The 11,089-nt window shown below is 72.3% G+C and carries 11 protein-coding genes; 7 read left to right on the plus strand and 4 right to left on the minus strand.

Annotated features, from left to right (window positions below):
- On the minus strand, nt 1–1,348 hold a 1,348-nt coding region (locus tag AB0G02_RS19110), incomplete at its 3' end, for an AMP-binding protein (protein ID WP_360795921.1).
- A gap of 127 nt (nt 1,349–1,475) precedes the next feature.
- Between AB0G02_RS19110 and AB0G02_RS19115 the strand changes: the two genes are divergently transcribed.
- The 3 genes from AB0G02_RS19115 to AB0G02_RS19125 are packed head-to-tail and all read left to right on the plus strand — an operon-like array spanning nt 1,476 to nt 4,382.
- Nucleotides 1,476–1,736 carry an acyl carrier protein gene (locus tag AB0G02_RS19115; protein ID WP_360795924.1) on the plus strand — a complete coding sequence of 87 codons (261 nt, stop codon included), beginning with the start codon at nt 1,476–1,478 and terminating at the stop codon, nt 1,734–1,736.
- Nucleotides 1,733–2,968, plus strand: a complete 1,236-nt coding sequence (locus AB0G02_RS19120) for a beta-ketoacyl-[acyl-carrier-protein] synthase family protein (protein WP_360795927.1) — start codon at nt 1,733–1,735, stop codon at nt 2,966–2,968. The genes AB0G02_RS19115 and AB0G02_RS19120 overlap by 4 nt, the downstream gene beginning before the upstream one ends.
- Complete coding sequence (locus AB0G02_RS19125) at nt 2,961–4,382, plus strand: condensation domain-containing protein (RefSeq protein ID WP_360795930.1); 1,422 nt, start codon at nt 2,961–2,963, stop codon at nt 4,380–4,382. Before AB0G02_RS19120 ends, AB0G02_RS19125 begins: the two co-directional genes overlap by 8 nt.
- 47 nt (nt 4,383–4,429) lie before the next feature.
- Here the strand turns inward: AB0G02_RS19125 and AB0G02_RS19130 are convergent, their stop codons facing one another.
- From AB0G02_RS19130 to AB0G02_RS19140, 3 genes are read right to left on the minus strand one after another with little or no spacing between them, the layout of a single operon-like run.
- A complete protein-coding gene (locus AB0G02_RS19130) occupies nt 4,430–5,209 on the minus strand; it encodes a hypothetical protein (protein WP_360795933.1) in 780 nt (259 codons plus the stop codon).
- Nucleotides 5,206–5,487: a phosphopantetheine-binding protein gene (locus AB0G02_RS19135; protein WP_360795935.1), complete on the minus strand. Its 282-nt coding sequence runs from the start codon at nt 5,485–5,487 to the stop codon at nt 5,206–5,208. Before AB0G02_RS19135 ends, AB0G02_RS19130 begins: the two co-directional genes overlap by 4 nt.
- A 26-nt stretch (nt 5,488–5,513) precedes the next feature.
- On the minus strand, nt 5,514–6,383 hold the full coding sequence (locus AB0G02_RS19140) for a 3-oxoacyl-[acyl-carrier-protein] synthase III C-terminal domain-containing protein (RefSeq protein WP_360795938.1): 870 nt from the start codon (nt 6,381–6,383) through the stop codon (nt 5,514–5,516).
- 117 nt (nt 6,384–6,500) lie between these two features.
- Between AB0G02_RS19140 and AB0G02_RS19145 the strand changes: the two genes are divergently transcribed.
- The 4 genes from AB0G02_RS19145 to AB0G02_RS19160 form a co-directional block, all read left to right on the plus strand.
- A complete protein-coding gene (locus AB0G02_RS19145) occupies nt 6,501–7,643 on the plus strand; it encodes a glycosyltransferase (protein WP_360795941.1) in 1,143 nt (380 codons plus the stop codon).
- Nucleotides 7,640–8,641, plus strand: coding sequence for an alpha/beta fold hydrolase (locus tag AB0G02_RS19150; RefSeq protein ID WP_360795944.1), 1,002 nt, complete (start codon nt 7,640–7,642; stop codon nt 8,639–8,641). The genes AB0G02_RS19145 and AB0G02_RS19150 overlap by 4 nt, the downstream gene beginning before the upstream one ends.
- A gap of 172 nt (nt 8,642–8,813) precedes the next feature.
- Nucleotides 8,814–10,460, plus strand: coding sequence for a class I adenylate-forming enzyme family protein (locus tag AB0G02_RS19155; protein WP_360795947.1), 1,647 nt, complete (start codon nt 8,814–8,816; stop codon nt 10,458–10,460).
- 3 nt (nt 10,461–10,463) lie between these two features.
- Nucleotides 10,464–11,089, plus strand: a 626-nt coding sequence (locus AB0G02_RS19160) for a condensation domain-containing protein (protein ID WP_360795950.1), incomplete at its 3' end; no start/stop codon positions are given.

Here is an 11,089-nt window from a genome sequence, read left to right on the forward strand (position 1 = left end):
GGACCACCACGTGCCGGCTCGGTACCCCCAGCGTTTCGGCCAACCGCCGCCGCTGCTCCTCGTGCACGTCCGGGTCGCCCGCGCCGAACAGGTACACCACGTCGTCGTCGCCGCAGACCACCGCGGACGGGTGGTCTGACCGCTCGACCACGCGCTCCAGGTCGTCCAGGCTCGTGCGGACGCCGAGCACCTTGACGATCCGCTTGGTGCGGCCGGTCAGGTAGAGGTAGCCGTCGCGCAGGTAGCCGAGGTCGCCCGTGTCCAGGACGTCCACTTCGGGGCCTCGGCGGAGGTCGTCGCGACCGGCCGCGTAGCCGAGCATCACGCCGGGACCGCGGTAGTGCACGGCGCCCTCGCCGGGTGCGGCGCGGTCGTGCGCTTCGGTGGGCGCGATGGTGATGACGCCGCCGGGCACCGCGCGCCCGACCGAGCCGACGCGGTCCGGGAGGTCGGCCGGGTCGAGGCAGGCGATGCGCGAGGTGGCCTCGGTCTGGCCGTACATGGGGAAGAACCGGCCTTGCCGCCGTTCCATCATCCGAACCAGCCGCATCGTCAGCTCGTCCCCGAGACGTGCGCCGGACTGCGTCATGGTCCGGATCTCCGAGCGCTCCAACAGGTTGAGGTGCGCTGGGCCGAACGCCGCGTAGGTCGTCGGCACGGCGGCGAACGACGTGGCACCCGCCCTGGCCAGGTGGTCCCACATGGCCAGCGAGAGCGGCGTCCGGTCGCTCAGCACGATACTTGCGCCGGACCTCAAATGACTGTTGAGCACCGATAAGCCATAGGCATGGGTAATGGGAAGGGTGGTCGGCGCGCGTTCCGCGGCGGTGATGCGCAATACGCGTGCGATGGCTTCGGAGTTGTCGGCCACACCGGCGTAGGAGAGCCGGACCGCTTTGGGGCTCCCCGTCGTTCCGGAAGTCGACAGCAGCAGCGCCGTCTCCGGGAAGATGTCGCTCGCCGGTTGCGCCGAACGCCTGCGGAGGACCGGCGAACCTCCGACCGGCTCGCCGGGCGCGTAGCCGAGGGCGGTCGAGTCCGGCACGCCACCGGGGCCCGGCACGACGAATTCCGGTTGGTACGCCGCGAGGATCTCGGCCGACGCGGGCATGAACGCGACCGCGTGGCCCAGCCTCAGCGCGGCCAGGTAGGCCAGCAGCGTGGGCAGGTCGCGGTCGCCCGCGCACAGCACCAACGCCTTGGTGTCGTGGCGCAGGGACCGTTCGGCCTCGTCGACCAAGGTGGCCAGGTCGCCGTAGGACAGCGTCACACCGCCGACGAGGTGCAGGGCGGGGGATCGCGGCGATGCCTCTTCGTGCGTCACGAGGTCCAGCGTCGCCGGGGGCATGGCGCACATTCTGCGGTCTGTTCCGGAACCGGTCCATAGCCCGTATTCGGTGATGTGCTGGTGCTTGACGACCTCGACCCCGGTGGGGCAGATTCCCGTTGACCTCCCGGAGAGGGGAAGCGCCGCCATGAACGCTGAGATCCGCCAGTTCCTTTTCGACTCGTTGACGGCCATGAAGTACAGCACCGCCGACATGGACGACGACACGGTCCTGGGCCCGGCCGGCGCCGACCTCGAATCGCTCGCCATGGCCGAGCTCGCGCTGCGGGTGGAGGACCACTTCGGCGTCCGGTTCAACGAGGACGAGGCCGAGCGGTTCGCCGCCATGACGGTCGGGGAGTTCTGCGCCGAGGTGGCCGGGCGCGCGCGGATCGCCACGGCGACGTGAGCGCAAGCGTTGCCGTGACGGGGATCGGGCTGGTCAGCCCGGTCGGCACCACGGTCGACGAGGTCTTCACGGCGGTCTGCGCCGGCCGGTCGGGGATCGTGCGCCCGCCGGAGGACCACCCGCTGCACGGCGTGGTGGACGTGGCCGCGATCGGTCCGTTCATCGACCCGGAAAGCGTTATACCGCCCAAGGAAGCGCGCGTGGTCGACCGCTCGATCGTGATGGCCGTGCGGGCCGCGGGCGACGCCTTGGCCGACGCCGGGATCGAGGTCGGCCGGGACGTCGACCCGTACCGCGTCGCGATCGTGCTGTCCGGGGTCGGTGGACTCGCCACGCTCGCGGACCAGGCGGTCGAGCGTTCCCGGCGGGGCCGCCTGGGCGTCAGCCCGTTCCTGCTGCCCGGCGTGCTGCCCAACATGGCGGCGGCCCGGGTCGCCATCAAGTTCGGCATCCGGGGCTACACGTCGTCGTCCGGCACGGCCTGCGCCGCCGGCGGCCAGTCCATCGGTGAGGCGATGCGCATCCTCCGGTCGGGCGAAGCGGACGTGGTGGTGTGCGGGTGCACCGAGGCGCCGCTGTTCCCGACGTTCGCGGACGCCTTCGGCAACGCCCTCGCGCTCGCCCGCGGCTGGCCCGACCCGACCACCGCGAGCCGCCCGTTCGACCGGCGGCGCAACGGTTTCGTGCTCGGTGAGGGCGCCGGTGTGCTGGTGCTGGAGCGGTCCGACTTCGCGCGGGCGCGCGGCGCCGCGGTGCACGCCGACGTGCTCGGCTGGGGCGCCACGAGCGACGCGCACCACCCGACCACGCCCCGGCCGGACGGCTCCAGCGCGGCGGAGAGCATGCGGATCGCACTTCGGGATGCCGGACTGCCCGCGGGCGACATCGGCTACCTCAACGCGCACGGCACCGGGACGAAGGCGGGCGACACCGCCGAGTCGACGGCGATCCGGAGCGTGTTCGGGGACGCCATGCCGCCGGTCAGCTCCACCAAGGGGGTCACCGGGCACATGCTCGGCGCGTCCGGTGTGGTCGAAGCCTCGATCGCCATCGCCGCCATGCGCAAGGGAGTGCTCCCGCCGACCCGCAACCTGGACGACCCCGACCCGGCCTGCGACCTCAACCACGTGCGTGGCGAGGCGCTGGCGGCCCGGGCCGACGCGGTCATGTCCAACTCGTTCGGCTTCGGTGGCCACAACGTGAGCGTGATCTTCGGGAGAGCCGATGGGTGAACGGATCGTCCACGACCGGGTCGCCGTGCCGTTCTCCGGACCCGGTGGGGGGACCGCGCCGCTGAGCTGGGGCCAGAAGAGCATCCTCCAGGACATGCGCAACAGCGAGTGGACCTACAACATCAGCGGTGCGCACCACCTGCCCGAGGGCCTCACGGTCGCGGACGTCGCCGAACGCCTCGGCCGGCTCATGAGCAAGCACCCCGCGCTGCGGACGCGGATCGGCACCGACGAGGACGGCGAGCCGTGCCAGGTCGTGCACGAGTCCGGTGAGATCGAGCTGGAGGTCATGACCTTCGCGGACCACCTCGACCGCACCGACGCCGTCGACCACGGCAACAGGCTCTGGCTCAAGTGGATGGCGACACCGCTGGCGGAGCACACCCCGTGGCCGCTGCGCATGGGGGTGATGGAGTACCGGGGCGAAGCGGTCTACATGGTGCTCACCATGGGACACCTGGTCGTCGACGGAGTCGGCGCGTTGGTGCTCATGACCGACCTCGGCCTCGGGGAGCTGGTCGGCCGCCCGGTCGACCCGGACGCGGTGCGGCTCGCGGACCTCGCCCGGCGGGAGGCGACGCCGCAGGCGCGACGGATCAGCGAACGGGCCATGCGCTACTGGGAAGGCCACCTGCGCTCCCTGCCGCCGTTCACGTTCGGTGGGTCCGGGGCGCCGGACTACGAGGCGGGGCGGCGGTGCCGGAACGTCCGGTTCCAGTCCCCGGCCGCGCACCTGGCCGTGGTCGAGCTCGCCCGGCGCACCCGCACGGACACCGGGAGGGTGCTGCTCGCGGTGATCGCCACCGCGATCGCCCGGACCACCGGCGTCGACCCCCTCACCCTGCACCTGGCCGCGGGCAACCGGTTCCGGCCCGGACTGGCCGACGTCATCGGCTCGCTGGTCCAGAACGCCGTGCTCACCCTCGACCTCGACGGCACGGTGGACGACGTGATCGCGCAGGCCCGCCAGGCGACGACGTCGGCCCTGATGCACGCCTACTACGACCCCGACCAGCTGGCGGAACTGGCGGAGCGCCTCGACGTCGAGCGCGGCTACCCGGCCCGGATCACCTGCCGGATCAACGATCGCAGGTTCAGCACCAGGACCCGGTCCGACGCGGCGGTGGGCGCACCGCGCATGACGGAGGACGAGATCCGGGCCCGGCAGCCCGAGACGTCCGTCAAGTGGCACAAGTTCGTCTACCGGTGGACCGACCAGCTGTTCGTCAACATCGAGGACCACGCGGACACGGTCTACCTCCAGGTGGTCAGCGACATGGACGTCTTCCCCGCGGAGCGGGTGGAAGCGCTGTTGTACGCGGTGGAGGAGCTGGCCATCGAGGCCGCGTTCCACGCGGACGTGCCGACCGGCGTGCAACCCCGGGCGGCAGTCGCCGGCACCGCCTCGGGGTGACGGGCGACCGGCCGCCGCCGGGTGGCGGCCCGTCCGTCCGCTGAGGACTACGAGACCGCGACCACGGCGAAGCAGAGGTAGCGCAGCTCCCGGTCGTAGTCGCCCACCAGCACCGTGCCCCCGCGCTCCTCGGCCAGGTGCCACCACACCCCGGTGGTGGGCTGCCCGGCCGGAACCCGCTCGTGGTCCGGACCGTCCGGCCACACCGCGGCGAGCGAATCGCTCAGCACCACGCGCGCGCCGGGGTGACCGGCCGACAGCTCGGCCACCGCGAGCGACGCCGATCCCGGCACGGCCGCCGGGTCCACGTCGGGGTACTGGCGGACGTCGGTCACCCGGGTGCCCGGCCCGTCCTCGTAGAGCATGGCCACCCCGCGGTGCTCCAGCGGTGTCGCGGCCGTCGACTCGTAGGGCAGCGACGCCTGCTCGACCACGACCAGCAGCGCCCGCCGCGCGCCGTAGTCGCGCACGACCCGCAGGCCGGTGAACGGCGACGCGCTGCCCTGGTCGCAGATGGCGAACGACATCGGCGTGCCGGGGCAGACGTGGCTGAGGTAGGTCGCGGTCGCCCGACCCGGCCACACGTCGTGGATCGAGAAGGCCAGCACCAGCAGGTCGACCGGCTCCGACTCGGCCACGACCTCCGCCACCAACGCCTTCGCCATCTCGCCGTAGGAGTGGCCGGACAGCTCGGCGGCGGGTGCGCCCCCGAACGGTCCGACCAGGTCCGCGAAGTACTCGGTCACCTGCGCGCGGTGGTCGTCGTCCGCGAGGACGGCGGCGTCACCGCGGAAACCCCTGCGCCCGGCGCGGACCAGGCGCATCACCAGGGCCGGCTGTGGCCGGCGATGAACGTGGCCAGCTCGCCCACGGTCAGCAGCTCGTCCGGGCGCATCCGCTCCACGTCGATCTGGATGCCGAGCTGCTCCTCCACCTCCAGCAGCAGCTCCAAGCCGAGCGACGAGCTGACCCCCAGCTCGTCGGCCATGTGCATGTCCTCGGTGATCGGCTCCTCGCGCTCGACCAGTCGCTTGAGCACGGTCGTCATCGCCTGGACCACGCGGTCCCGCGATGCGGTGTCGATCTGGGCGTCGGGTGCGGTCATGTCGGCCTCCTGGGTGGGACGGGGTGTCAGTGCTGGAACACCATCGCGGAGAACGTCGCCCCGGCTCCGGCGCCGACGGTCGCTACGAGGTAGTGGTCGCCCTCGCGGAGCAGGTCGCGCTCCCGGGCGGTCCGGTAGTTGGCGAACGCGTCGGTGCAGAAGAGGTGGCCGTTGTCGGGCACGTTCGACAGGAGCACGCGCTGCACGGGGAAGTCCATGAGCGTGCACAGGCGTTGCCAGGTCACGACGTTCACGTTGTGCGGCAGGACCAACCGGATGTCGTCCAGGACGAGCCCGGCGTCGGTGACCGCCCGGTTGATCACCTCGGCCAGCGACGGGCGGTACTGGCGCTGGAACTCGTCCTCCCGATCCCCGAACTCGCCGTCGAAATCACCGCGTTGCGCGCAGACGAAGGACAACATCCGGTCGCGCCACCCGTTGGCGCTCACCAGGCACGCGGACGCGCCCTCACCGAAGAGCGACGTGCCCGGCAGCAGCCGCGCGTGACGCGTGAACGCCTTCTCACCCGTCAGCACCAGCGCCAGGGCGTCCTCGTCCGGATCACCGGCGAGCAGCCTGCCGGCCAGGTCCACCGCCAGCAGCCCGCTCGCGCAACTCTGTTGCGTGACGGTGAAAGCCAGCGCGTGACCGAGCCCCAGCCGACGGCAGGCCTCGTGCAGCGGGTTGTGCGGGTACGGCACGACGACCGGCATCGCGCGACCGTGCACGACGTACCGGACCCGGTGCTCCTGACCGCGAAGCTCGGTGAGCCCCTCGGCCGCGGCGCGCAACAGCTCGGCGGGCGACCGGTCCGGGTCGAACCGGACGTGGTCGAGCCCGTGGAACCGCCGGAAGAGCCTGACCTGGATGTCGGTCAGGCCGAGCGGGTCGGCCAAGTCCTCGATGGGAACGCGAAAAGCCGGTGTGTACACCGACACCGCGTCGAGAGCGGTCACACTTCGGGATCCCACCACGTCGTTCCGGGGAACGTCAATGTGTGCCACGATGTTGCGGTGTCGCGGTTTCTGCTGGTCGTACTGCCGCTGCAAGGCCACCTCTACCCCATGCTCGCGATCGGGCAGGAACTCGCCCGCGCGGGTCACGAAGTCGTCTGGTGCGGTCCGGAGAACGTGCTCCGCCCGCTCGTCGGTCCGGATGCCACGGTGCACAGCACCGGCACCCGGGCCTACCGGCGCTACGACGAGACGGGCATGGCCGGGGTGCGGGCGATGTGGGACGGGTACCTGATCCCGTTCACCCGCTTCACCCTCGGCCCCGTCGACGAGGCGGTGCTGGAGCACAAGCCGGACGTCGTGGTCACCGAGCAGTACGCGCTGGCCGGCGCCTTGGTGGCGCACCGGCACGGCGTGCCGTGGGCGACCCTGTGCACCGGCACGCTGGAGCTGACGCCACCGGCCGACCTCGTCGGTTTCGACGACTACCTGGCCGACAAGATGGCGCAGGCGGTGGCGATGGCGGGCCTGTCCGAGATGCCGATCGACCCCCGGTTCTCACCGCACCTGGTGATCGCGCTGATGACGCCCGGGCTCGTGGGCGACGCCGAGCTGCCGGAGCGCTGCGTGCTCACCGGCGCGGCGCTGGGCCCCAGGCCGAACGCGCCCGATTTCCCCTGGCACCTCTGGGATCCGGACCGCAGGCACGTGCTGGTCACGGTCGGCACGCTGGTCGGCCACATGATCGGGGACTTCTACGACCGGGCCGCCGCGGTGCTCGCACCGCTGGCGGACGAGGTGCAGGCGATCTTCGTGACCTCCGGCGTGGCCGCGGAGTCCTTCCCGGACAACGCCATCACCGCCGAGCTGGTGCCGATGCTCGACCTGATGCCGAAGCTGGACGCGGTGGTGTGCCACGCCGGGGGCGCGGTCAACGAAGCGCTCACCTTCGGGGTCCCGATGGTCGTCGCCCCGGTCCGGGCCGAACAGGTGGCGCTGGCGCGGCAGGTGGCCCGGTCGGGCGCGGGCATCGAGGTGTCCATCCTCGACGTCACGGTGGCCGAACTGGACACCGCGGTGCGAGCGGTGCTGGACGAGCCGGACTACCGGCGCCACGCCCGCCGGATCGGGGCGGAGTTCGCCGCCGCGGGTGGAGCCGCGGCGGCCGCGGCCCACCTGGTCGAGCTGGCGTCCGGCACGTGACCACACGCGAGCGGGAGGACGGTCTGGTGGACAAGTCCGGGGTCAAGGCGCTGCCGGGGGCCGAGGAGTTCGCGTGGGCGAGGCAGCGGCGGGCGGACATCCGCCGCGCGGGTGGCGTCCTCGACCTCGTGCTGCCGCTGCGGGAAGGTGGCACCGGTCCGGCGCTGTTCTGCGCGCCGCCGCTGGTCGGGGCGAGCTGGTGCTACCTCGCGCTGCTGCCGCACCTCGCGCCCGAGCACCCGGTGTACGGCCTGCAACTGCGCGGGCTGCGCAGGCCCGAACCGCTGCCCGTCGACATGGCCGAGGTGGCGCGGGACTTCGCGGACCGGATCAGGCTCGCCCAGCCATACGGCCCGTACCACCTGTTCGGGTGGTCGATCGGCGGCAACACGGCCCACGCGATCGCTGAGGAGCTGGAGCGGCGCGGCCACGAGGTCGGCCTGCTCGTCATCGGTGACGCGATGCCCGGCCTGCCGAACAGCCTCAGCGTGGCCGACGACAACCTGTGGCTGGTGTGTGACTTCGTGCTCCGCGAGTTCGGCTACCAACCCGTGGTCGAGCCCGACGACCCCGACCCGGCGCACCGGCTGCTGGAAGTCGTCCGCGGTCGGCCGGGGTTGGGGCTGCACGAGTGGCCGGACCGTCAGCTGCTCGCCCTGCCGCACGTCATCAGGAACAACCTCGCGGTGGCACAACGGCACGTCCCCGGCCGCGTCCGCTGCCCGGTGCTGTTCCTCTCCGCGACGGAGGACGCGCAGGCCACCGAGGCGAAGGTGGCCTCGTGGGACGACCACGTGAGCGGACCGGTCGACGTGGTGGAGGTGGACTGCCTGCACGAGCACATGCTGCTGCCCGTGCCGGTCGCCCGGATCGGGGCCGCGATCTCCGCCCGCCTCGGCGGTGCGGTCCCGCCCCGTCCCGGTGCGAACCCGAAGTCACCCGAACCGACCGCGAGCGCATTCGAAAGCCTTATTGCCACAGGGGAATCGCGTACCTAGTCTCTGGGTGGTAGTCCGCGTCAGCCCCTCGCCCCGGTTCACGAGACCTGCGGTCGGCGTCGCAGTCAGCGGGACACCCGCACACCGTCCGAACGCACACCGCCGCCGGTGCGCGAACCCGACTCGGCGCGACCGTTCGGCGGCACACCGTTCTCTGCAACCGGGAGGTCTGATGGGCGGGGCGAACCTGCGCACCGCGCTGGCGCAGGACATGAGGGTCGGCGCGGGCAACGTGCTGCCGATGCTGGTGGAGCACGGCGCCGATCCCGACGCCCCGCGGATGACCTTCGACGTCGACGTGGACGGCATACCCGCGTGGACCCCGCTGTCGCTGCGCGACCTGACCGAACGGGTCGCGGCGCGGGCGGAGTGGTTCGCCCGCCGGGGGATCGGCCGACGCGACCCGGTCGCGGTGTTCGTCACCTCGGCGGCCGACGTGTTCCTCAACTTCTTCGCGCTCAACCACCTCGGCGCGATCCCGGCGCTGATGAACGGCGGCATGCCGATCGAGGTCGCCGCGGAGTTCGTCCGGCGGCTGCGCGGCGTCGGCGTGCTGCTCGACGCCGACCACGCGGCGTTGCGGGACCACGAACTCGGCGTGCCCGTCCTGGGTGACGCGTCGGAGACCGGCACCGGCGACCCCGCCCAGGCGCCGCCGCCGTACCGCCACCACGACGACGACCCCGTGGCGATCACGCACTCCTCCGGCACCACCCGGATGCCGACGCCGGTCGTCCACTCGCACCACAGCCTGTTCGCCGCCGTGCGCGCGGTGCGGCTCACCGAGGCCAGGCCGCACGGCCGGGTGCGCGAGATGTCCGTGCTGCCCGCCGCGCACGCCGCCGGGATCATCGTGGTGAACCAGGCGCTGTGCAACGGCTACGAGCTGCTGTGCCTGTCCGCGCAGGGCGGGCCGTTCGAGCGCAGCGGCGAGGTGGTGCTGGACGCGATCGAGCGCTGGCGCCCCACCGGTGTGTTCGGCTTCGCCGTCACGTGGGCCGAGCTGGCGCGGTTCGACCTGTCGAAGCGCGATCTGAGCTCTGTGCGCAACTGGTCCAGCACCGGCGACTGCGCGCACGAGACGCACATCCGCAAGCTGGTCGCGGTCGGCAGCCACCCCGTGTGGACCCCGGACGGCGTGGTGGACGAGCCCGGTTCCAAGTTCATCGACACGCTCGGCTCGACCGAGATGGGTCACAGCGCGTTCGCCATCAGCCACCGGCCCGGCACCGACCGCTACGACCGGTGCGTCGGCAAGCCGTACTCGTTCGCGGAAGTGGCGTTGCTGGACGTGACGACGGGCGAGGAGGTGCCGGTCGGCCAGGTCGGGCAGTGCGGGCTGAAGTCACCGACGATCGCGCCCGGCTACTGGAACGACTCGACCGCCACCTACCGCAGCCGCCTCAACGGCTACTACCTGACCGGTGACCTCATGTACCGGGACGAGGAGGGTTTCTACTACCACCTCGACCGGGCCAACGACGCGATCGACCTCGGTGGCGGCGACTGGCTCTACACCGCGTTGTCCGAGGAGCGCGTCCTGGCCCGCTGCCCGGACGTGCGCGACTGCACGGTGCTCGCGTCGAAGCAGGACGACGGCACCGCGGTGACCGACGTGCTGCTGGTGCTGCACGAAGGTGCCGACCCGGAGCTGGACCGGGGCGCGGCGGTGCGGGCCGCGCTCGGTGAGGCGGTGGCGCGGACGGTGCGGCGGGTCGACGTGGTGCCGGACGGGCAGCTGACCGTCGGGCCGACCGGGAAGGTGCGGAAGTTCCTGATGCGCCAACGGGTGCTGGCGGACGCGCCACACGGGAGGTAGCTCGTGCGCTATCCGCTGTCGTTCGCGCAGGAGTGGGCGCTCTCGCTGCCCACGGCCCTGTCCCACGCGACCTGGCTGGACGGTCCGGTCGACCCCGTCGCGCTGCAACGGGCGGTGGACGTCGTGGTCGCGCGGCACCCCGCGCTCCGGACGCACGTCACCGCGGCCGGGGAGCAGGTCGTCTCGGAGACGGGCCGCGTGATGGTGGAGCACGTCGTGCTGACCGGTGACGTGGAGCGGGCCGAGTCGGTCGCCGCGGAGCTGGCCGAGCGGCCGTTCGACCTGTCGCACGGTCCCTTGTCGAGGGTCGCGGTGATCGAGGTCGGCGCGGACCGGTGGCTGTTCGTGCTCGTGGCGCACCGGGTCGTGGCCGACGGCCCGGCGCTGGCGATGCTGCTCACCGACCTGTCCACTGTGTACCAGGACGGTTCGGCCGCGTTACCCGGGTCGTGGATGGACTACGGTGACTACGCCGTGTGGCAGCGCGAGCGGTTGCGCGGTGAGGAGTTGGCACGTCAGCTGGAGCCCTGGCGCGAGGTGCTGCGCGACGTTCCCGGACCGGTGCGACTCCCGGCCGGACACCGCGCCGCTTCGCTGACCGCCGCGGTCGACCCGGCCGCGGTGCGGCG

Origin of the sequence: Actinosynnema sp. NPDC023658, assembly GCF_040639995.1 — a bacterium.
Classification (GTDB): domain Bacteria; phylum Actinomycetota; class Actinomycetes; order Mycobacteriales; family Pseudonocardiaceae; genus Actinosynnema.

Coding starts and splice junctions, on each gene's coding strand:
- AB0G02_RS19115 (WP_360795924.1), top strand. CDS start 1,476: ATGAACGCTGAGATCCGCCAGTTCCTTTTCGACTCGTTGACGGCCATG.
- AB0G02_RS19125 (WP_360795930.1), top strand. CDS start 2,961: ATGGGTGAACGGATCGTCCACGACCGGGTCGCCGTGCCGTTCTCCGGA.
- AB0G02_RS19135 (WP_360795935.1), bottom strand. CDS start 5,487: ATGACCGCACCCGACGCCCAGATCGACACCGCATCGCGGGACCGCGTG.
- AB0G02_RS19155 (WP_360795947.1), top strand. CDS start 8,814: ATGGGCGGGGCGAACCTGCGCACCGCGCTGGCGCAGGACATGAGGGTC.